General features: G+C 75.7%; 14 protein-coding genes. 4 read left to right on the top strand and 10 right to left on the bottom strand.

The window, feature by feature from the left end; all coding sequences use genetic code 11:
• Nucleotides 1–65: 65 nt before the first annotated feature.
• The 3 genes from bla to rosag_RS02285 all read right to left on the bottom strand — a co-directional run bounded on the left by bla (nt 66) and on the right by rosag_RS02285 (nt 3,690).
• Nucleotides 66–917: a subclass B1 metallo-beta-lactamase gene (bla, locus tag rosag_RS02295; protein WP_284348396.1), complete on the bottom strand. Its 852-nt coding sequence runs from the start codon at nt 915–917 to the stop codon at nt 66–68.
• The gene (locus rosag_RS02290) at nt 914–2,974 is read right to left on the bottom strand and encodes a DEAD/DEAH box helicase (protein ID WP_345784812.1); all 2,061 of its coding nucleotides are present in this window, start codon (nt 2,972–2,974) and stop codon (nt 914–916) included. Before rosag_RS02290 ends, bla begins: the two co-directional genes overlap by 4 nt.
• 269 nt (nt 2,975–3,243) lie before the next feature.
• On the bottom strand, nt 3,244–3,690 hold the full coding sequence (locus tag rosag_RS02285; protein ID WP_425607472.1) for a four-helix bundle copper-binding protein: 447 nt from the start codon (nt 3,688–3,690) through the stop codon (nt 3,244–3,246).
• Between the two features lie 204 nt (nt 3,691–3,894).
• Between rosag_RS02285 and rosag_RS02280 the strand changes: the two genes are divergently transcribed.
• Complete coding sequence (locus rosag_RS02280; RefSeq protein WP_284348393.1) at nt 3,895–4,119, top strand: hypothetical protein; 225 nt, start codon at nt 3,895–3,897, stop codon at nt 4,117–4,119.
• 237 nt (nt 4,120–4,356) lie between these two features.
• Entirely contained in the window at nt 4,357–6,411 is a 2,055-nt protein-coding gene (locus rosag_RS02275; RefSeq protein ID WP_284348392.1) for an Ig-like domain-containing protein, read from the top strand.
• Between the two features lie 83 nt (nt 6,412–6,494).
• On the opposite strand, the gene rosag_RS02270 is transcribed toward rosag_RS02275, so the two are convergent.
• The 5 genes from rosag_RS02270 to rosag_RS02250 all read right to left on the bottom strand — a co-directional run bounded on the left by rosag_RS02270 (nt 6,495) and on the right by rosag_RS02250 (nt 16,480).
• Complete coding sequence (locus rosag_RS02270; protein WP_284348391.1) at nt 6,495–7,025, bottom strand: hypothetical protein; 531 nt, start codon at nt 7,023–7,025, stop codon at nt 6,495–6,497.
• A complete protein-coding gene (locus rosag_RS02265; protein ID WP_284348390.1) occupies nt 7,015–7,170 on the bottom strand; it encodes a hypothetical protein in 156 nt (51 codons plus the stop codon). The genes rosag_RS02270 and rosag_RS02265 overlap by 11 nt, the downstream gene beginning before the upstream one ends.
• Before the next feature lie 183 nt (nt 7,171–7,353).
• Nucleotides 7,354–11,127 (bottom strand): PAS domain S-box protein, encoded by a 3,774-nt coding sequence (locus rosag_RS02260; protein ID WP_284348389.1) that lies wholly within the window; start codon nt 11,125–11,127, stop codon nt 7,354–7,356.
• Between the two features lie 177 nt (nt 11,128–11,304).
• Nucleotides 11,305–13,995 (bottom strand): sensor histidine kinase, encoded by a 2,691-nt coding sequence (locus tag rosag_RS02255; RefSeq protein ID WP_284348388.1) that lies wholly within the window; start codon nt 13,993–13,995, stop codon nt 11,305–11,307.
• An 82-nt stretch (nt 13,996–14,077) separates the two neighbouring features.
• Nucleotides 14,078–16,480 carry a GAF domain-containing sensor histidine kinase gene (locus rosag_RS02250; protein WP_284348387.1) on the bottom strand — a complete coding sequence of 801 codons (2,403 nt, stop codon included), beginning with the start codon at nt 16,478–16,480 and terminating at the stop codon, nt 14,078–14,080.
• Between the two features lie 177 nt (nt 16,481–16,657).
• On the opposite strand from rosag_RS02250, the gene rosag_RS02245 reads away from it, so the two are divergent.
• The gene (locus tag rosag_RS02245) at nt 16,658–17,812 is read left to right on the top strand and encodes an NAD-dependent epimerase/dehydratase family protein (protein ID WP_284348386.1); all 1,155 of its coding nucleotides are present in this window, start codon (nt 16,658–16,660) and stop codon (nt 17,810–17,812) included.
• Between the two features lie 199 nt (nt 17,813–18,011).
• Here rosag_RS02245 and rosag_RS02240 read toward each other — a convergent pair whose 3' ends face one another.
• Together rosag_RS02240 and rosag_RS02235 are read right to left on the bottom strand one after the other, a co-directional pair.
• Nucleotides 18,012–18,641: a hypothetical protein gene (locus rosag_RS02240; protein WP_284348385.1), complete on the bottom strand. Its 630-nt coding sequence runs from the start codon at nt 18,639–18,641 to the stop codon at nt 18,012–18,014.
• The gene (locus rosag_RS02235) at nt 18,638–19,792 is read right to left on the bottom strand and encodes a glucosidase family protein (RefSeq protein WP_284348384.1); all 1,155 of its coding nucleotides are present in this window, start codon (nt 19,790–19,792) and stop codon (nt 18,638–18,640) included. Before rosag_RS02235 ends, rosag_RS02240 begins: the two co-directional genes overlap by 4 nt.
• Before the next feature lie 106 nt (nt 19,793–19,898).
• On the opposite strand from rosag_RS02235, the gene rosag_RS02230 reads away from it, so the two are divergent.
• Nucleotides 19,899–21,248 carry an MFS transporter gene (locus rosag_RS02230; protein WP_284348383.1) on the top strand — a complete coding sequence of 450 codons (1,350 nt, stop codon included), beginning with the start codon at nt 19,899–19,901 and terminating at the stop codon, nt 21,246–21,248.
• Nucleotide 21,249: the final 1 nt, after the last annotated feature.

Genomic DNA, 21,249 nt, shown 5'->3' with positions numbered 1-21,249 from the left:
CGTGTCCCGAGCGGCCGTACACGCAGCACGAAGCACGCAGCACGCAGCCGCGTGACCCGCCGCCTCTACGGTCTGCGCAGCCGCTCCGCCGCCGCCGTCCCCTGCTCGGCGATCAGCCGCTCCGTCCACGTCAGCGCCGACGGGCCGCCCACCGCGCCGTGGCCCGGCACGACGAGGCGCGCGTCGGGATACGCGGTGCGCACGGCGGCCACCGCGCGCGGCCAGTTCGCGACGTCGGCGTCCGCGATGTTGCCGACGGTCGTCGCGGTGTCGGGCTTCACGAGGCAGCCGCCGAACAGCAGCCGCGCCGCGGGCACGTAGACCACGATGTTGTCCGGCGCGTGGCCCGCGCCCGGGAAGCGCAGCTCGAAGCCCGCCGGATCGCGCTGCGGCGCGGCGGCGAGACCCGGGATGCTGTCGGGCGGGGCCGCGCCGCCGGCGCGCGCGAGCGCCGCGGTGAGCGCCAGCGACACCGCGGGCACGCCGCGCACGCGCAGCGCGCTCAGCCCGCCCAGCCGGTCCTCGTGCGCGTGCGTGATGACCGCGCGCCGCACCGGCCGCCGGTGCCGCCGCTCGGCCCAGTCGAGCAGCGCCACCGTCTGCGCGTCGTTCCACCCCGTGTCGATCAGCACCATCCCGCCGTCGGGCGCGTCGAGCAGCAGCCCGTTCGACGGATACCACGTACGCCCGCTCGGTCCCGAGAAGGCGCCGAGCGAGACGTGCATCCAGACGCCGGGCGCGAGCTGCCGCACCAGCACGTCGTGCGCGACGCGCACGTCGCCGGGTCGCGCGTCCAGCGCCGCCGTCTGCGGGGCGAGGAGCGGGTCGTCGGGCGCGAGCGTGGGCTGCCGCGGCCGCGCGCAGGCCGCCGCGAGCGTCAGCACGACGCCCGCGACGACGCCACGCGCCGTGGTCACGACTCGTCGCGGTCGCGCCGCGCGTCCACCTTGCGGCCGCGGATGGTCGTGTCGCGCAGCGCGCGCACGACGCGGTCCGCCGCGTTGCCCGGCACCTCGACCAGCGCGAAGCGGTCGGCGATGTCGATCGCGCCGATCTCGCGCGCGTCCACGCCCGCCTCGTTGGCGATCGCGCCCACGAGGTCCGCCGGCCGCAGGCCCGCCTGCTTGCCGAGGCCCACGAAGACGCGCGCCGTGTCGCCGCCACCGCCACGACGCGGGCCGCGCGCGTCGCGGTCGCGCGGATCGCGGTCGCGCGGATCGCGCAGCTCGCGCCCGTCACGCGCCCGCGGGCCGCGCGCATCGTCGAAGCCGCGCTGCGGGCCACGCTCGCGCACGTAGCCGCGGTCCTCGCGCGGCGCGAAGCCACCGCGCTCCGACGGCCGCTCGAAGCCGCCGCGATCGCGCGGCTCGCGCGTCTCGCGCATCGGACGCTCGAAGCTCCGCTCGCGCGCGAAGTCGCCGCGCGGCGCGCGCTCGGGACGCTCCGGACGATCGCCGCGCGCCGGACGCTCGCCGCGCTCGAACCGGTCCCCACGGTCGCCGCGATCGCGCCCGCCGAAGCGGTCCTGCCGCGGGCCGCGGCCGTCGCGGCCGCGCGCATCGCGCGGACCGCCGCGCCCCGACGGGAAGCTGAGCGACGGGATCTCCTCCGCGTCCTCCTCCTCCGCCGTGCCGCCCTCGGCCGCGTGCGCGAGCTGCACGGCCGCCATCGCGACGTCCATGATGTCGAACTCCTCGGCCAGCGACTCGACGACCGCGCGGTACTGGTCGAAGCCGTCGGCGACGATCGCCTCGCGCAGCGACGCGCGCAGCAGCTCCAGGCGGCGCGTGCGCAGGTCCACGACCGACGGCACCGCCTCGACGCGGATCGGCTGGCCCGTGAGCTCCTCGATGTTGCGCAGCAGGCGGTGCTCGCGCGGCTGCGCGAGCGTGATCGCCACGCCCTCGCGCCCCGCGCGCCCCGTGCGGCCGATGCGGTGCGTGTAGACGTCGGGCGAGTTCGGCAGGTCGTAGTTCACGACGTGCGACAGGTGCTCGACGTCGAGGCCGCGCGCCGCCACGTCGGTGGCGATCAGCAGCTCCGTGTTCCCCTCGCGGAAGCGGCGCATCACGCGGTCGCGCTGATCCTGCGACAGGCCGCCGTGCAGCGCCTCGGCGCGATAGCCGCGGCCGGCCAGCGACTCCGTGAGCTCGTCCACCTCGCCGCGCGTGCGGCAGAAGACGATCGCCGACGTCGGCGCCTCCATGTCGAGCACGCGGCCGAGCGCCGCCAGCTTGTGCTGGCGGTTCACGACGTACGCGATCTGGCGCACGCGTGGCGCGGCGCCCGGCGCGACGCGCTCGCGCGCGATGGACACGCGCTCCGGCTCGTGCAGGTGGCGCGCGCCGATGGCCGCGATGCGCGGCGGCATGGTCGCGCTGAACAGCGCCGTCTGCCGCCCCTCCGTCGCGGGCGGCAGCTTCTCGAGGATCGCCTCCAGCTCGTCGGCGAAGCCCATGTCGAGCATCTCGTCGGCCTCGTCGAGCACCGCCGTCACGACGTGCGACAGGTCGAGCGAGCGGCGGTTGATGTGGTCGAGCAGGCGGCCCGGCGTGCCCACCACCACGTCGACGCCGCGCGACAGCGCGCGCAGCTGCTGCTCCATCGGCGTGCCGCCGTAGACGGCCAGCACGCGCGCGCCGAAGCCCTTCCCGTACTTGTGGATCGCCTCCGCGACCTGCATCGCGAGCTCGCGCGTCGGCACCAGCACCAGCGCGCCCGGGGCGCGGCGGCGCTCGATGCCGCGGTCGCCCTGCGCCATCAGCCGGTGCAGCAGCGGCAGCGCGAACGCGGCCGTCTTGCCGGTGCCCGTGGCCGCCTGGCCCAGCAGGTCGCGGCCGGCGAGCAGCGTCGGGATGGCCGCCTGCTGAATGGGCGTCGGCTCCTCGTAGCCCAGCGCGGTCAGCGCGTCGAGGATGGACGGGTGGAGGCCGAGGGCGCGGAAGCCGCCGTCGTCGATCTCGGGCGCGGTCATCGCCGCGTTCTCCTCGGCCGCGGCCTCGGCGGCCTGCAGGCTCGCCAGCGTCACGGGCTCGGGCGTACGGTCGGACATGTCGTCGGACATGGGGTCGGTCACGGGTCACCTCGCCGCGACGTGGCGCGGCTGTATTCGGTCGGCGAAGCCCCGCTCCGCACGAGCCATTCCGGGAGTTGCAATCAGCAAGACGGCGCGGGGCGGCCAGGCCCACGAACGGCCGGCCGCCCCGCGCTGGAGCCCGACGCGCGATGTGCGCCGCCGGCCCTTCAGGGAACGTAGTCGCCCCGGGCGCGCGACGCGACCGGCAGGGCGTCGAGCAGCTGCTGGCAGGCGGCCTCGCAGCGCAGGCACGCCTCCGCGCACACCCGGCAGTGCTCGTGGTGCGCGGCGTGGCGCTCGCACTCGGCGCCGCAGGCCTGGCAGGCGGCCAGGCACGCGCGCAGCAGGTCGCGCACGAACGGCGGGTCCGCCGCCGTCTGCCGGGCGAGGATCCGCCCCGCCGCGTCGCATACGTCCGCGCAGTCCAGGTTCAGCCGGATGCAGGCGCGCAGCTCGGCCACCATCTCCTCGGCCAGGCAGGCGTCGGCGCAGGCCGAGCAGGTCTGGGCGCAGTCGAAGCAGGCCTCCACGCACTCGACGAGCCCACCCTCGTCGCGGACGAGGGCGACGGGCGCGGGGTGCGCCCGGAGCATGCGGCGCATGTGGTCCTGCAGGGGCGGGGACGCGGAAGCATGGGCGGCCATGGCGCACCTCCTCTGGAAGGCGTGGGATCGGGAGCAGCGGGGCATCGGCTGCAGGCCGCGCGCCGGGCGGACGCGCCACGGCCCGGTCCCTGCTTAGGAGGCAGTCACGGCCGTGGGAGCACCTCTCGCTCCCACGCCGCGATCGCTGCCTTCCCCGCAACTGCAGAGTCCGTCATGACCAGCACCGCCACTCCGACCGTCGATCCCACCCTGCCCTCCGACGCCGACCTCGACGACCGCCGCCGGCTGCTGCGCCTGCGCGAGCTGTGTGACGAGGTCCTCGCCTCGAAGCGTGTGGAGGAGGGGCGCGACCTGCTGACCGACGCGGAGCGCGCCGAGGCGCGGGCGCTGCTGGCCGGGTTCGCGCCGCGGGCCGGGCAGCGCGAGCGCGCCCGCTGATCCAGGGCCGTGCCGCCCGCCACGGCCGCCGTGCGGTGGCGGGCGGCGACCTGAGCGCGGGGATGGACGGCGCGCGACGGTAGACATACGCTGAGAACATCCGTATCGGCGCCGGCGCCGCCTCGGCAGATGGCTCGACGTGCGCGGGGCGAGGTCGCGAGACCGCCAGCAGGATACGCCGCCCGCTGTGTGGCGCCGGTCGCGTGCGCGTGCCCCTTCCGCCTCGCCCCACGCAGCATGCTCCCCGCCCGCCTGCACCCCCGCACGCCCGCGGCGCCGCGCTCCCGCGCGTCCGCCCTCCTGTGCTTCGGCGCCCTCGTCCTGCTGGCCGCCTGCGGCGGTGGTGGCGGCGGTGACGGTGGCGGCCCGACCGGAGGCGGCACGCCGACCGCGGTCACCAAGCTGCAGCTGGCCACCGCCCCCGACTCGTTGGCCGAGCAGGAGGAGCGGCAGTACAGCGTGACCGCCACGGCCGCCGACGGCCGCACCGTCGGCAGCCCGACGCTCGCGTGGAGCTCCAGCGACACGACGATCCTCGTCGTCTCGTCCACGGGCACGGTGCGCGGCGTGCGCCCCGGGCGCGCCACGCTGCGCGTGGCGAGCGGCAGCGTGACCGCCGAGGCCTCGCTGCGCGTGGTGGCGGCGAGCGTGGCGGAAGTCCGCATCCGCGGCGCCGACAGCATCGTGGTGGGCACCTCCGTGCCGCTGCTGGCCGAGCCGGTGGACGCGACCGGGCGCCCGCTGCTGGACCGCACGGTGACGTGGGCGGTACAGGACACCAACATCGCGCGCGTCGGCGCCGATGGGATCGTCCGCGGCGTCGCGCTCGGCCGCACGACGGTGACGGCGTCGCTCGGCGCGGTGATCGGCACGCGCGCGATCGTGGTGCGCCCGTCGTTCGCCGCGTCCCTCGCGTTCGTGCGCGTGCCCGACACGCTCTACACGAGCGTGCCCGACAGCGTGCGCGCGGCGTTCTCCGACTCGGCCGGCCGCGTGGTGACCGACGGCCGGCCGATCACCTACTCGACCGACGCGCCGACGGTGGTCGAGGTGCAGCCGGACGGCCGCATCCGCCCGCTGGCCGCGGGCACGGCCACCATCCGCGCGTCCGGCGACCGGCTGGTGGCGTCGCGACAGGTGACGGTGCGCGTGGCGCCGGTGACGCAGGTCGTCGTCGCGCCGGACACGCTCACGATCCTCAACGGCTCGGGCGCGCAGCTCTATCCGATCCTGCTCGACCTGGGCGGGACGCGGCAGTTCCGCCGCGCCGTGAGCTACCAGTCGGAGAACCCGGGTGTCGCCACCGTGACGGCGACCGGCGCGGTGCGCGCGGTCGCGCTGGGCTCGACAACCGTGCGCGTGACGTCGGAGCGCGGCGAGGGGCGCGCGGTCGTGCGCGTGATCGATCCGCCGGCGGACCGCTTCCGCGTCGAGCTGCGCTTCGTCGTGCCGACCGAGAAGCCGTTCGAGGACGCGTTCCGCAACGGCGTCGCGGACTGGGAGCGCGCGATCCTGCAGGGCGGCGCCGGGCTGACGATCAACTTCCCGGAGAACGCCTGCGGCAGCGCCGACCCGGCGCGCACGGAGGCCGTGCGGCACCTGCTGATCTACGTCCGCCTCGACCACATCGACGGGCGCGGCGGCGTGCTCGGCTCGGCCGGCCCGTGCTTCCTGCGCGCCGCCGACGGCCTGCCGATCGTGGGGCAGATGCGCTTCGACACGACGGACCTGCGCGCGCTGTTGAACGCCGGCACGCTGCAGGCGGTGGTGACGCACGAGATCGGGCACGTCGTCGGCGTCAGCCGGTTCACGTGGAACAGCGCGCTGCGCACGCTGGCGCCGAACGTCGCGACGGCGCCGGACCCGCGCTTCATCGGACGGCGCGGCATGCTGGCGTCGGCCGGCATGGGCTTCACGATGCCGGGCGAGGGTGTGCCGATCGAGAGCGAGGACGGCAGCGGCGCTGCCGGCCCGCACTGGCGCGAGGCGGTGTTCACGATCGAGCTCATGACGGGCGTCATGGAGAGCCCGACGGCGCCCGGCACGCCGCTCGAGCGACGCCCGATGAGCCTCCTCACCATCGAGTCGCTGGGCGACGTGGGCTACCAGGTGGTGCAGGGCGCGGCCGACGTCTTCGGCCGCCTGCTGGAGACGCCGCTCACGGGCGCGGCGCTCGCCGATCGCCTCCCGGCGCTGCTCCGCACGACGCCCCGGTCGCCGCTCCCGCACGCCGAGCGGCTGGCGCCGGTGGGCACCGTGGGCGCGGACGGCCACGTGCGCCTGCGGCGCTGACGCGGCGGCGCCGCCACGCGACGAGGGCCGCCCACGCGACTGCGTGGGCGGCCCTCGTCACATCCGGGCTCGGGTACGCTGCCTCAGCGCTCGCCCGCGGCGGCGGCCCGCTGATCGGCGGCCGCGGCGAGCGTGGCACGGCGCGCCTCCCCCGGCCGGGTGGCGCAGGCGGCGGTGCGGCAGCCGCGGATGGTGCCCACCAGCTGCCCGTCGGGGAGCACGGCGACGACCGCGCGGCCCAGCGGCGTGAGGCGGTACCAGCCGTCGCCGAGCGCCTCCAGCATGCCGCCCTCGCGGGCGCGCCGCAGGACGTCGGCGGCGTTGCGCAGCGGGCCCGTGAGCCCCTCGCGGCGGGACGGGAAGAGCGCGCGCACGTCGGCGGCGCTCACCGCCTCGTGCCCGCGGGCGTGCAGCCAGTCGACGATGCACAGCACCGCGTAGGCGGGCTTGAGCTCGACGCACTTCTCGCGCAGCACGTCGTGCAGCGCGCGCCGCTCGTCGGGCGCGTAGCTGGGCCGGTGGCCGCGCGAGTCGCCGCGGGGGGCGTCGGGGCCCCCAGCCGTCGCGCCGCGTCGGCGTCCGCGGCGCACGCTCGGCAGCAGCTCAGCGCACATGCGTCACCACCGGGGTCGGCGCTGCGCCGGGGGCGACGTGCCACTGCCGCATCCCGAGCGCGAGGAGCAGCGGCAGCGTGAGGAACAGGGCGAGCGCGAGCCGGGGCTCGCGGCGGGCGGGCTGGGCGATGGTCGTGGACGGCACGCGACGATGGGGCTGGAATCCGACGGAGCGGAGCCGGTGACGTCCGGGAGGGACGCCGCGGACCGAAGCGTGCGCGCCTCCAGCGCAAATTCGCGGCCATACTATTGCGGTCCAAACGATTGTGGTCACCCGCGTCTGGCGCCCGCGGGCGAGCGTACGCCAGCGTACGCCAGCGTACACCCGTCAGCGCGCGTCGGCCGTGCCTCGCCGTGCCAGCTTGCGCGCGTACAGCGCGGCGTCGGCGCGCGTCAGCACCGCGTCCAGGTCGTCGCCGCCCTCCACCGCGGCGACGCCGATGCTGAAGCCCAGCGCGTACGGCCGGCCCGCGCGCGTGGCCGCCTCGTTGGCGCGCGCGAGATGCTCGCGCAGCCGCGACGCCAGCACCTCGCCCTCGTCGGTGGTCGCGGCGCCGGTGGCGTAGACCACGAACTCGTCGCCGCCCAGCCGCGCGGCCAGGTCGCCCTCGCGCACCGTGCCGCGCAGGACGTCGGCGACGGCGCGCAGCGCGAGATCGCCCTCCCCGTGGCCGTGCTGGTCGTTGATCGCCTTGAAGCCGTCCATGTCGAGGTAGAGCAGCGACCCGCGGCGTCCCACGCGGCGGCCCACCCGCAGCTCGTGCTCGGCCATGCGCCGGAAGCCGCGGCGGTTGAGGAGCCCCGTCAGCTCGTCGTGCTCCGACAGCGCCGCCAGCCGCGCCTCGAGCGCGCGCTGCTCGGTGATGTCGCGGCCGATGCTCGCCGTGCCCGTGATCGCCCCGCTCGCGTCGTGCAGCAGCGTGCTGTCCCACGCGATCAGCCGGCGCTCGCCGGTGCGCGTGAGGATCTCGCTCTCGAAGTGCGGCAGCGCGTCGACGCCGGCGAGCATCCGCGCGAAGACCTGGCGCAGCCCCGGGCCGTCGGGCACGAAGTCGGCGAACCAGTCGCGGCCCACCATCTCGTCGCGCGCCCAGCCGGTGAGCGTCGCCAGCGCGTCGTTGGCGAACGTCACGCGCCCCTCGCCGTCGAGGCTCACCGCGACGGAGCGCACGGTCTCCAGCACGCCGCGGAAGCGCGCCTCGCTCTCGCGCAGCGCGGCCTCGGCGTGCAGACGCGCGCTCACGTCGCGCGCCGAGCCGAGGACGTGCGTGCAGACGCCGTCGGCGTCGAACACCGGCGTGAGCGTCGTCTCGACCGTGAGGCGGCCGGCCGCGAGCTCCAGCTCCTCCTCGAAGCGCAGCACGTCGCCGCTGGTCGCGGCGCCGGCGTAGCGCGCCACCGCGCCCGCCGCGTCGTCCGCCGGCAGCAGCTCGCGGATCGTGCGGCCGACGATCTGGTCGACCGTCAGCCCGCTCAGCTCCAGGTACGCGGCGTTCACCGACTCGCAGCGGAAGTCCACGACCGCGCCGTCGCGGTCGCGCTCCACCGCCATCAGGAACATGAGGTCCGTGGCGCTGTCGTAGATCAGCGACAGCCGCGACTCGCTCTGCCGCAGCGCCGTCTCGACGCGGATGCGGTCGGTGACGTCGTGCAGCACGGAGTGCGCGAAGACGCGGCCGTCGAGCTCCACGCGCGTGGGGTGGAACTCCACCATGCGCACCTCGCCCGACGCCAGCCGGTGCGGCACCACGCCACCCGGCGCCTGCCCCACGCGCTCGTGCAGCGCGCGCATCGCGGCCATGGGCAGGATGTTGATCTGCCCCAGCGGCATGCCCCGCATCCGATCGAGCGAGTAGCCGTAGAAGCGCGCGGCCGACGCGTTGGCGTCGACGATGCACGCGGTCTCCATGTCGACGACCCACTGGATGGCGGTGCTGCGCTCGAACAGCGCGCGGTGCCGCTCCTCGCTCGCGCGCAGCGCGGCCTCGGCGGCCTTCTGCGCCGTCATGTCGCGCGCCGCGCACACGGAGCCGAGGAGCTCGCCGTCGGGCCCGTGGAGCACGCGCACGTTCGCCACCATCGTGCGGTGCGGACGTCCCGGCACCGCGACCACGTACTCGACGTCGTCCACGTCGGCGCGCGTGGCGAGCGCGCGCACGTGCGGCAGCTCCGCGGTCGGCAGCGGCGTCACGCCGTCGGGCCGGAGCACCCCGTAGTAGGCGCTCCACTCCTCCGGCGCGAGGTCCGGGTTCTCCGGCAGGCCGTGCGCCTCGCGCGTCGCCTGGTTGAACAGCACGAGCTGCCCGTCGGGCGAGCACACGCTGACGTTCTCCGACAGGCTGTCGAGCACCGTCGAGAGGAACGCGCGCTCGTGCGCGAGCGCGTTCTCCGCCAGCTTGCGGCGCACCACCGTGCCCACCTGCGCCGCGACGGCGGCCAGCAGGTCGACGTCGGCGTGGCGCACGCGCCGCGCGTCGCGGGTCAGGAACGACAGCACCGCGACGACCTCGCCGCGCGCGAGCACCGGCACGGCGATGCCCCCCGCCAGGCGCGCGCGCCGCGCCTCGTCCACGCGCGAGAAGTCGACGCCGGGCGCGCGCAGGTCGGGCACCGACACCGGCGCGCCGGTGGCCCACGCGCGGGCCGCCAGGCCGCCGCCGCCCCGCACCACGAGCCCCGCGCTGGCCGCCGCGAACGCGGCGAGCCGCTCGTCGCCCGGCGCGTGCCACACCGGGCCGTGCACCAGCGACGGGCTGCCGTCGCGGTCCGCGCCCACGAGCCACATCTCGCCGAACTCCCACCCGGCCGCGGCGCACATCGCCTCCAGCGCGAGCGCCCCCGCCTCCGGCACGTCGCCCGCCTCGGCGACGGCGTGCGTGACGCGCTGCAGCAGGCGCAGCTCCAGCTCCGCGATCTTCTGCGGCGTGATGTCGCGCACCATCACCGCGACGCCGTCGGCCAGCGGCACCACCTGCACCGACGTCCAGCGCGCCGTCACCCGCGGATCGCGCGACTCGCGCTCGAACTCGATCGCCCGTCCCGAATGGAGCACGTCGGCCAGCCGCTCCACGAGCCCGTCCTCGCGCGCCACCGGCCAGAGCTCGGAGAACCGTGCGCCGACCACGTCGTCGGCGACCATCCCGGTGATGCGCTCCAGCTCCGCGTTCGCCTCGACGTACTCGAAGTCCACGACCGCGCCCGCGTCGTCGCGCACGGCGCGCAGCGCGGAGTAGGCGATGCGCCCGTTGTCGAGCATCGCCCGGAAGCGCGTGTCGCTGTCGCGCAGCGCGCGCTCGACCGCGGCGCGCTCGCGCAGGTCGCGCATCACCGTCGAGAACGACGTCGGCTCCTCGGTCGTGGCACCGGGGTGCGCGGTGAGCGCGATCGACACCGGGATGCGCGCGCCCGACGCGTCCAGCAGCTCGCCGTCCCCCGTCCACTCGCCGTCGCGCAGCGCCGTCGGGAAGCCCTCGGCCTCGAGGCGCGCCATCGTCTCGGGCGGGTGGCACGCGCGGAGGTTGAGCGCGCCGACGTCCGCGTCGTCCGCGAGGCCGAGCAGTCGCCGGCCCGCGCGGTTGAGGAAGTCGAGACGCCCGCCCGGGCGCGTGATGCCGACGAGGTCCGCCGTCGCCTCGAACATCGCGACCAGCCGCGCGCGCGCCGCCTCCGCGCGCCGCTCGGCGCTCACGTCGCGATAGACCGCGCGCGTGCCGATGCAGCGCGGCTTCCCGGTCGCGGGATCGGGCGCCATCAGCGGCGTCGCGCGGCCCCGGCACACCACGCGGCGCCCGTCGCGCGCGGTCAGCACCGCCTCGAACGCCTCGATCGGCTCGCCCCGGACCAGGCGGCGCGCGGCGGCCAAGTAGGCCGCGCGATGCTCGGGCGCGACCAGCGCGACCGCGGGCAGCGACATCGCCTCCGCGCGCGAGTAGCCCAGCGTCCGCTCCCACGCGTGGTTCACGTACACGATCCGCCCGTCGCCGTCGGCGGCGCAGGCCAGCTCGGTCGAGGCATCGAGCAGCTCGGCGAGCAGGCGCGCCTCGGGCGACGCGTCGGGCGACGCGCCACCCGACGACACCGGGTCGCCGTGGGGCGTGGACATGGGCGGGACCCGGACGGCGCCGGGCGGAGGGAGGGGACACACGTGGGGCCGGAGCCCCGCCCGCGTGACCAAGGTGCGGCCCCGGTGCGGCCCCGGCGCCGCTGCCCGCAGGACGAACGACGCGCGTTTGCCGTTACGCGCGCGATCGTGACGAATCCGGCACGCGACGCGCGGTCGTCAGCCCGCGGCGGCCCCGGCGCGCGGCAGCACGAGCGCGAAGATCGAGCCCTCGCCCACGCGGCTCTCCACCGTCAGCTCGCCGCGCATCGCGCGCGCGAGGTCGCGGCTGATCGCCAGCCCCAGCCCCACGCCCTGCTGGCTGTCGCGCGTGAGGTGGCGGTCCACCTGCACGAACGGCTCGAAGATGGCGGCCAGCTTGTCGTCGGGGATGCCGCGGCCCGAGTCGCGCACGCACACGCGCACCATCGCGCGCCCGGCGTCCGGCACGTCGCAGCTGACCACGATGCGGCCGCCCTCGTCGGTGAACTTCACCGCGTTCGTCAGCAGGTTGCTGAGGATCTGCTTCAGTCGGTCCGCGTCGGCGCGCACGGCCAGCGCCTCGTCGGCCAGCTCGAGCGCGTAGGTCAGCCGGCGCGCCTGGAGCTGCGGCGCGACCATCACCTCCAGGTCCGCCAGCACGAGGTCGAGCCGCACGTCCTCGAGGTGCACGTCCACCTGCCCCGCCTCGACGCGCGCGAAGTTCAGCACGTCGTTCACCAGCGACATCAGCACCTTGGCGCCGCGGCGGATGCGCGTCAGGTCCTCGCGCTGGTCGTCGGTCACCGGGCCGCGCACGCCCATCTCCAGCAGCTCGGTGTAGCCCGCGATGGCGTTGAGCGGCGTGCGCAGCTCGTGGCTCATCGTCGAGAGGAACTGGCTCTTGGCGCGGTTGGCGGCCACGGCCTCCTCGCGCGCGCGCTCCGCCTCGCCGAACAGCCGCGCGTTGTCCAGCGCGACGGCCGCGCGCTGCGCGAGGTCCTGCGCCAGCGCGAGGTCCGCCTCGTCGTAGCGCCGCCCCGACTCGCTCATCGCCAGCGTCAGCGCGCCCAGCGTCACGCCGCGCGCCACCAGCGGCACCGCGATCAGCGACGTGAGGCCGAGCGCGCGGACCAGCCGCGCGTGCTCGGCGTCGCGTGCGCCGGCGTCGATCATCGCGTCGGTCACCACCGGCACGAACAGCGGCGTGCGCGAGCGCAGCACGGCGGCCATCCCCACGTCCGCCGACCAGTCGGTGGGGTAGCGCGCCTGCAGCTCGGCGCCGAGCGCGATCTTCGCGGGGTCGTCGTGCACGACGGCCAGGCGCTGCAGGCGCGGCGGCCACACGGGATGCATCGGGTCGTCCAGGACGTCGACCGCGCACCAGTCGCCCAGACGCGGCACGGCCGCCCGCGCGACGGTGCGCAGCGTCGTCTCGTGGTCCAGCGACGCGCTCAGCACGCGCGTCGCCTCGACGAGGAAGTCGCTCGCCTCGCGCGCGTGGCGGCGCGCCGTCACGTCCTCGAAGAAGATCGTGAGCCCGCCGCGCGCCGACGGGTACAGGCGCCCCTCCATCCAGCGGTGCAGCGTCGGCGAGAACGCCTCGACGACCTCCGGCGCGCGCGACGTCAGCACGCGGTGCGCGGCCAGCACGAACGCGCTGGCGACGCTGGCCGGGAACGCCTCCTCCAGGCGCAGGCCCAGCAGCTCGGCGGCCGGCCGACGCAGCATCTCCTTGGCGCGCGCGTTGACGAAGGTGAAGCGCCCCGCCGCGTCGAGCGCCACGAAGCCGTCGCGCACCGAGCCCACGATCTCCGCGGTGAACTCGCGCGCCTGGTGCTCGGCGACGAAGGCGCGCGCCCGTGCCAGCGCCAGCCCGCACTGCTCGCCGAGCGTGGCCAGGAAGGTGCGCGTCGCGGCGTCGAACTCGCGCGGCTCGCGGAAGCTGGCGCTGAAGCCGCCCAGCGTCTCGTCGCCGCTCGTCACCGGGATCGCGACGAACGCCTCGAACTCCAGGTCACCGGTCTCCGCGACGACCTCCGGATAGAAGCGCCGCCACGCCTCGCGCGACGACAGCCAGCGCGGCGTGCGCGTCAGCAGCGCGTCGGAGAGCGGACGTCCCGCGCGCAGCGGGAAGCGGCGGTAGTGCGCCACGAGCGCCTCCGGGTAGCCGTGCGCGCGCACGGTCTCGAACTCCCGTCCATCGGGCGTCTCGTGCAGCAGCGCCAGCGTGCCCGCGTCGGCGCCGAGGGCGGCCAGCCCCTCGGTGAAGATCACGTCGGCCACCTCCTCCGGCGTGCGCGAGCGGCTGAGGCCCGTCGTCACCGTGAGCAGGCGGCTGGCGCGGTCGGCGGCCGCGCGCTCCGCCTCCAGCGCCGCCTCGGCCACGGCGCGCGCCTCCTCGGCCTCGGTGGCGGTGAGCTGCAGCTGCTCGGTCGTGAGCTCCAGCTCCTCGGCCACCGACTGCGCGCTCTCGGCCTGCAGCTCCAGCTCCACGGCCTGCTCCTGCAGGCGCAGCGTCTGGTCCTCCGAGAGCGCCTGCGCGCGCGCGCGCGACGCCGCGAGCGCGCTCACCAGCACCGACACCGTCACGAAGACGCCGAGCGTGAGCAGGTCGCCGAGCGCGAGGGCGCCACCGCGCTCGCCAGGCGGCAGCACGACCAGGTCCACGAGGGCGACCGCGGCGACCGCTGCCGCGATGGCGGCGACGAGGCCGAGCCGCCAGGCGGCGAACAGCACCGCGGCCCAGAAGAACACGAAGGTCGCACGCGGGATGAACGGCGCGGCGACGACCGTGATGGCGGCGGCGGCCACCCATGCCGCGATCACCTGCACGATCGCGCCGGGCCGCGTGTCGCGCGTCGCGGGGCGGCGGGACCACGGTTGGAGCATCGAGCGGCGGGGGCGGGCGGTAGAGTGCGATCCGGGATGACGCGCGCTGAAAGCAAGCGAGCGGCCCGGTCCGCGCAACCGGTCAGCGCGGCGCGTCGGCCAGCGGCAGCGTGATGGTGAACGTGGAGCCCACGCCCACGCGGCTCTCCGCGCACAGGTCGCCGCCCATCGCGCGCGCCATCTCGCGGCTGATCGACAGGCCGAGCCCCGTGCCGTCGTGCGGCCGCGTGAGGCCGCCGCGCACCTGCACGAACGGCTCGAAGATCCGCTCCAGCTGGTCCGCCGGGATGCCGATGCCGGTGTCGCGCACCGCGAACGCCGCCTCGCCGCCGCGCGCCTCGCAGGAGAGCGCGACGCCGCCGCCCGGCTCCGTGAACTTCACGGCGTTCGAGAGGAGGTTGAGCAGCACCTGGCGCAGCCGCTCCGGGTCCGCGCGCACGGTGAGCGCCGCGGGCGCGGCGCGCACGTCGAGCGTCAGCGCCCGGGCGCGCGCCTGCGGCGCGATCAGCCCCTCCACCGCGCCGACGACGTCCGACGCGAGCACGTCCACGATGTCGTAGCGCAGCGCGCCGCTCTCCAGCCGCGCGAACGTCAGCAGCTCGTTGATCAGGCCGAGCAGGTGCCGCTGGCTGCGCTGGATGCGCGAGAGATCCTCGCGCTGCGCCTCCGTGACCGGCCCTCGGATCTCCATCGACAGCAGCTCGGCGTAGCCGCCGATCGCGTTGAGCGGCGTCCGCAGCTCGTGCGACATCACGGCCAGGAAGTCGCTCTTGGCGCGGTTGGCGCGCTCGGCCTCGCCGCGCGCGCGCTCGGACTCCGCCAGCGCGCGCTCGCGTTCGCGGTGCGCCGCGCGCTCGGCCTCGTGGAGGCGCGCCCGCTCCAGCGCCAGCGCTGCCTGGTGCCCCAGCGCGAGCAGGAAGCGCTGCTCGTCGTCGGTGAACGCGCGCGGCGCGCGGAACGCCAGCGACCAGCCGCCGAGCGCGCGCTCGCCCGCGTGGATCGGCACGAAGGCCGCGCTCTGGAACGTGGGCGGGGTGCCGCCCCATCGCACCACGCGCTCGGCTGCCGTCGCATAGGTGACGATGCGCCGCGTGCGCACGCTCTCCGCCATCGGGTCGGGCGCGTCCAGCGGCACGTCGCGCCAGCGCGCGAGCACGTGCTCGGGCACGTTGACCGCGAAGTTCGCCACCAGCGCCGTGCCCGAGGGATCGAGCAGCGCCATGTTGCCCGCGTCCGCGTGCAGCGCGGCCGCGCCCGACTCGATGACGATGCGCGTGATGGCCTCGGTGGTCAGCGCCTGCGACAGCGCCGCCGTCACCGACTGCAGCTGCGCGGTGCGCTCGGCCGCCGCCTCCGCGGACGCGCGCGCGACCTGCTCGTTCTCGAAGGCGCTCGCGCGGTGCAGCGCGTGCGCGCACAGCCGGCCCAGCGCGAGCAGGAACGCGGTGTCCCGGGCCGCGATCGGCCGCTCGTCCGCGAACGACAGGCCCAGCGCGCCGAGCGTGCCGTCGCCCAGCGGCAGCGGGACGGTGATCGACGCGGGGAACGCGGACGCCGCCGCCGCGAGCATCGGGAAGCGCGCGTCGCGCTCGGCGACGGAGGACACGACGACCGGCACGCCCGCGAGCGTCGCCACGCCCAGCGGCGTGCGGTCCGAGAGCGGGATGCGGTCCCACGGCGCGAGCAGGGCGCGCGCGTAGCCGATCGCGTGGCCGATCTCCAGCGACTCGCCGTCGGGCGCGCGGACCGCGAGCACGCCGGCCTGCGCGCCGAGCGCGGTGATGCCCTGCTCGACGATGACGCGCGCGACCTCGGGCGGCGCGAGCGGCGGCACGAGCGCCGCCGTGACGGCCTGCAGCTGCGCGGTGCGCGCGACCGCGCGCTCGGCGTCGCGATGGGCGATCCGCGCCTCCTCGCGCACGCGGTCGCGGTCCGCCTCGACGTGCTGGCGGCGCAGCACCGACGCGAGCACCGCGGCCACCGCCTGTAGCGCGTGCGCGTCGTCGGGGCCGAACTGCGCGGGCCGCGCGCCGTAGGCGACCAGCAGCCCCGCCGGGTCGACGCCGAGGCCGGGCACCGGCGCGAGCGCGGCGCTCGCCGCGTCGTCGGCGCGGCCGTCCCGCAGCGGCGCCGGCGCGTCGCGCAGGTCGTCGACCAGCCGCAGGGCGTCGATCCACCAGGCGCGGCCCGCCGAGTCGAGGAGCGTCAGCGTGGCGGGCGGCGCGTCGGGCGGCTCGTCCCACCCCGTGCCCGCCAGCCGCACCAGCGTCCCCTCGCGCGGCGCCAGCACCTCGGCGCGCTCGGCGCCGAGGACGCGGGCCACGGTGTGGACCACGTCGTCCAGCACGGGCGCCGTCGGCTCCGCGGACAGCACCCGCCGGGCCAGCGCCGCGAGCTCCTCGAGCGCGGATGGGCGGTGCGGGCGCGCGGCCGCCGTGCGCGGGGCGCGGCCGGCGGTGGCCGCCATGCTGTGGGGGTCCGACACGTCGCGGGTGAGGTCCGACGGAAGCAGGGCCGGCGCGCCCCCCGATCGGTGGGGGCGCGCGTCGTGGGTGGCAGACTACGGGCGCGAGGCGTGACGGGGAAGAGCGCGCGACCTTGACGCCCGCGGGTCCAACCCGCATGACTGCCCGGTCCCGTCCCTCGATCCGTGGAGCCCCGCATGTCCCTTCCCCGCCGCACGTTCGTCAGGCTCGCCGCCACCGCCGGCACCGCGCTCGGCGTCGCGCCGGCGGCCGCCGCGCGCGCGCTCGCCAGCCCGCACGGCCCGACGATCCACGTCCCCACGCGGCGCGCGCCGCGCCGCATCCTGATCCTCGGCGGGACGGGGTTCATCGGGCCCTACCAGGTGCAGTACGCGCTCGACCGCGGGCACACGGTGACGCTGTTCAACCGCGGGCGCACGAATCCGCAGCTCTTCCCGACCGTCGAGAAGCTGCAGGGCGACCGCGCGAGCGACCTGAGGTCGCTCGAGGGGCGCGACTGGGACGTCGTCATCGACAATTCGGCCACCGACCCGACGTGGGTCGAGCGGTCGGCGAAGCTGCTGGCGCCGCGGGTGAAGCGCTACTTCTTCGTCTCGACACGGTCGGTGTACTCGGACACGAGCCGCGTGCCGATGACGGTGGACGCGCCGGTGTTCACGCGCGAGAACACGCCCGTCGAGGCCGGGAAGCCGCTGCCCTACGGGCTGTCGAAGGCGCTCGCGGAGAAGGAGGCGCAGAAGTACTTCCCGGGGCGCGCGCTGATCGTGCGACCGGGGCTCATCGTCGGGCCGGGCGACCTCACGGACCGCTTCACGTACTGGCCCGTGCGCATCGAGCGCGGCGGCGAGGTGCTGGCGCCGGGCGACGGCACCGACCCGGTGCAGGTGATCGACGCGCGCGACCTCTCGGAGTGGCTGATCCGGCTGGCCGAGGGCGACGCGACGGGCGTCTACAGCGGCGTCGGCCCGCGCAACCCGCGCTCGATGGCGGAGCTGCTGCACGGCATCAAGGCGGTGACGACGTCCGAGGCGACCTTCACGTGGGTGGACACGGACTTCCTCGACGCCAACAAGGTGCGCGGCTACGCCGAGATGCCCGTGTGGCAGCCCGCGCGCGGCAACCGCGCGGGCTTCGCGCGCTTCGACCTGTCGCGCGAGATCGCGCTGGGGCTGACCTTCCGGCCGCTGGCGGTGACGGCGAAGGACACGCTCGACTACTACCACGCGCAGACCCCGGAGCGGCAGGCGACGCTGAAGGCGGGGATCACGCCGGAGCGCGAGGCGGAGGTGCTGGCGCTGTGGAAGGCGCGCAAGGGCGCGGCGGGGCGCTGACGACGGACGTCCGAGGCCATCGCCGAATCGGCGGTGGTACTGCGAACGGCATTTGCAAGGATGAAGATCGGATAAAGTCTGATGACGACGGATGGCTCCGGTGGAGTGCGCCGATCCTCGCACTCCACCGGAGCCATCCGTCGTCATCAGACCTTCTCGGACTTTCATCCTTGCTGCTCTTGTCGTTCGGGTCCGGCGCCTACAGCCGCTGCCCGCCCGTCGCAGCGCGCGCGACGCGGAACTCGGGGTCGATGACGACATCCGCCAGCGCGGCCTGCGGCGCGATGAGCGCGTGCTCGATCTCCAGCACGCGCTCCACGAACGGCGCGTCGATGTCGCGGTTGCGCAGGCGGCGGCGCTCGCGCGTCTCGTCGTGCGTCGCGGCGCAGAAGACGCGCACGTCCAGCCCGTCCAGCGCGAGCACGTACGTGCCCTCCACCACCAGCGCGGCGAGCGGCGCGAAGTCCACGACGCGCTCCAGGAAGCGGTCGTTCGGGTAGTCGACCTGCGGCACGCGCACGCCGTCCCGGCCCGCGCGGAAGGCGGCGACGTGCTCGCGCAGGCGGGCGAGGTCCACCTCGCGCGGTCCCACCGCGGACAGATCGCGCTCGCGATGCAGGTGGTTCGTGCGCGGCGGGCGCACGAAGTAGTCGTCCTGGTGCAGCACGGCGGCCGGCATGCCCGCGGCGGTGAGGGCCGCCGCCAGCTCGGTGGCCGCGGTCGTCTTGCCGCTCCCCGACTCGCCCGCGATGCCGATCACGGGACGCGTGCGGCGCGCGAGGCCGAAGTCGGCCTGCAGCAGCGCGAGCAGCGGAGCGCCGACGTTCATGCGTCCAGCAGGCGCTGCGCGGGCGTGCCCGCGCAGCGGAGCAGCACCAGCCCCGTCGCCGTGTAGGCCATGCGCGGCGTGCCGCCGGGCGCGCCGGTGAGGCCGTGCAGGTACTCCTCGAAGTCGAACGCGGGCAGCGCGGCGAGTCGCGCGTCCACCGCGTCGCGCAGCCGCGCGAGGTCGTCGTCGCGGCCCGCGCGCCCGAACGCCAGCGCCAGCCAGCCGAGCCACACCGGCCACACGCCGCCGTTGTGGTACTCGTGCGGGCGGTTGCGGAACTCGTAGAGGTGGTAGCGCACGAGCGCCGGCCAGTCGGGGTGCGACTCGTCGATCACCGGATGGAACGCCGGCGGCAGCACGCCGCGCCGCACGAACCGTTCGGCCGCCCACTCCAGCGCGGCGCTGCCCGTGTCGTCCGCGACGCCCGAGGCGCCCAGCAGCCCGCACGCCGCCAGGTCGAACATCTCGCAGGTGCGCACCGGAGAGAACGCCGCCACCGGATGGCCGCGCCGCGCCTCGGCGCCGGGCCAGAAGCGCGCGTCGATCGCGCGGCCGATGCGCGCCGCCTTCTCCGTCCACGCCGGCTGGCCGTGGAGCGCGCCGAGCAGCCGGAGGGCCCAGGCGCGGAGCACCTGGTCGTAGAGGATGTAGCCCTCGTACGGGTACTCGTCGGCCCAGTTGCCGCCCGCGGGCACGTACAGCAGGTCGCGGCCGTTGTACTCCAGGGCGTCGAGCAGCCGCACCGTGGCCCGCACCGAGTCGGCGAACGCGGCCGGATCGAGCGCGCCCGCGCGCGCGGCGAGCGCGACGCCCACCAGGTACCACGTCGCCGCGTCGAGGCGCGGTGCGAGCGTCCCGAAGCTGACGTGCGGCGGCCCCCCGTCGCGCGGCTCGAAGTTGGACGCGATCTGTCCCTCGGCGCCCTGCAGGTCGCGCAGCCGCTCCAGGGTGCGCACCAGGCCGCCGGCGACGGTCGCGTCGTCCAGCAGCAGCCCCGCGATGCCGGCGATCACCGCGTCGCGGGCGAACACCGCGCGGTAGTTGGCCGTCGCGGCCAGCGACGCGTGGATCCCGTCCGGCCCGCACAGCGCGCGCAGCAGCGCGACGGCGCGGTCGAACGGCGTGGCCAGATCGCTCACCGGCTCGCTCATGGGGCGGGAAGGTGCGCCCTGGCTGCGGCCGCGGCCAGGGCTATCTTCGCGAGCGGGACCTGCCCCCCTCACCGACACGCGCGTGCCACACGCCTCAGGGTCGTCCATGATGTCGGGCCCGGCGCGGCCCCACCTCACGTTCGGGCAGATCGTGAACATGAACGTGGGGTTCTTCGGCATCCAGTACAGCTTCGGGCTGCAGCAGAGCAACATGAGCCCGATCTACCGCTACCTCGGCGCCGACGAGGCCAGCCTGCCGCTGCTCTGGCTCGCGGGGCCGATGACCGGGCTGCTCGTGCAGCCCATCATCGGCGCGATGAGCGACCGCACGCTGAGCCCGCGCGGCCGCCGCACGCCGTACTTCCTGGTGGGCGCCGTGCTCTGCAGCATCGCCCTGCTGTTCATGCCGTTCAGCCCCACGCTCTGGATGGCGGCGAGCCTGCTCTGGATCCTCGACGCCGGCAACAACGTGACGATGGAGCCGTACCGTGCCTTCGTCAGCGACCGGCTTGACCCGAGCCAGCACTCGATCGGCTTCCTCACCCAGAGCGCGTTCACGGGGCTCGGGCAGACGCTCTCGTACCTGACGCCGTCGCTGCTCGTGCTGCTGGGGATGAACCGCGACCTCGTGAACGGGCGCGGCATCCCGTACATCACGGTCGGCGCGTTCCTCATCGGCGCGCTGTTCTCGATCACGTCGATCTGGTGGACGGTGCGCACGACGCCCGAGCTGCCGCTGGCGCCGGAGGAGCGCGCGCGCATCGCGGCGCTGCCGCGCGGCCTGGGCGCGGCGCTGCGCGAGGTGGCCGAGGCGATGCGCGAGATGCCGGCGACCATGAAGCAGCTCGCGGTGATGAAGCTGTTCCAGTGGTACGCGATGTTCTGCTACTGGCAGTACATCGTCCTCTCGCTCTCGGTGACGCTCTTCGGCACGTCGGACGCGTCGTCGCACGGCTTCCGCGAGGCGGGGCTCGTGAACGGGCAGATCGGCGGCTTCTACAACCTCGTCGCCTTCCTAGCCGCGTTCGCGATGGTGCCCTTCACGCGACGGCTGGGCCCGAAGGTGATGCACGCCGTCTGCCTGTCGCTGGCCGGGCTGGCGATGCTGGCGATCCCGTCGATCACCGACCGCGCGCTGCTCTTCGTCCCGATGATCGGCGTGGGGCTCGCGTGGGCGAGCATCATGGGCAACCCGTACGTGATGCTGGCCGGCTGCATCCCACCCGATCGGGTGGGCGTGTACATGGGGATCTTCAACATGTTCATCGTCATCCCGATGATGATCCAGATCTTCACGCTGCCGCTCTACTACCGCGCCTGGCTCGGCGGCAACCCGGAGAACGTCGTGCGGCTGGCGGGCGCGCTGCTGCTGTGCGCGGCGGTGACGGTGCTGTTCGTGCGCACGGGCGTGGCGCGGCGCGCGCACGGCGTGCCGGAAGAGGTGAGCGTGGCCTGAG

This window comes from Roseisolibacter agri (assembly GCF_030159095.1).
In the GTDB taxonomy this organism is placed as follows: Bacteria; Gemmatimonadota; Gemmatimonadetes; order Gemmatimonadales; family Gemmatimonadaceae; genus Roseisolibacter; species Roseisolibacter agri.
Note: the sequence above shows the minus strand (reverse complement) of the source record. Positions and strands in the feature narration are given on the sequence as shown.

Bases quoted from the DNA above. Each gene is read 5' to 3' on its own strand.
- rosag_RS02275 (WP_284348392.1), top strand. From the start codon at position 4,357: ATGCTCCCCGCCCGCCTGCACCCCCGCACGCCCGCGGCGCCGCGCTCC.
- rosag_RS02260 (WP_284348389.1), bottom strand. From the start codon at position 11,127: ATGTCCACGCCCCACGGCGACCCGGTGTCGTCGGGTGGCGCGTCGCCC.
- rosag_RS02255 (WP_284348388.1), bottom strand. From the start codon at position 13,995: ATGCTCCAACCGTGGTCCCGCCGCCCCGCGACGCGCGACACGCGGCCC.
- rosag_RS02290 (WP_345784812.1), bottom strand. From the start codon at position 2,974: ATGACCGCGCCCGAGATCGACGACGGCGGCTTCCGCGCCCTCGGCCTC.
- rosag_RS02280 (WP_284348393.1), top strand. From the start codon at position 3,895: ATGACCAGCACCGCCACTCCGACCGTCGATCCCACCCTGCCCTCCGAC.
- rosag_RS02230 (WP_284348383.1), top strand. From the start codon at position 19,899: ATGATGTCGGGCCCGGCGCGGCCCCACCTCACGTTCGGGCAGATCGTG.
- rosag_RS02270 (WP_284348391.1), bottom strand. From the start codon at position 7,025: ATGTGCGCTGAGCTGCTGCCGAGCGTGCGCCGCGGACGCCGACGCGGC.
- rosag_RS02240 (WP_284348385.1), bottom strand. From the start codon at position 18,641: ATGAACGTCGGCGCTCCGCTGCTCGCGCTGCTGCAGGCCGACTTCGGC.
- rosag_RS02235 (WP_284348384.1), bottom strand. From the start codon at position 19,792: ATGAGCGAGCCGGTGAGCGATCTGGCCACGCCGTTCGACCGCGCCGTC.
- rosag_RS02245 (WP_284348386.1), top strand. From the start codon at position 16,658: ATGTCCCTTCCCCGCCGCACGTTCGTCAGGCTCGCCGCCACCGCCGGC.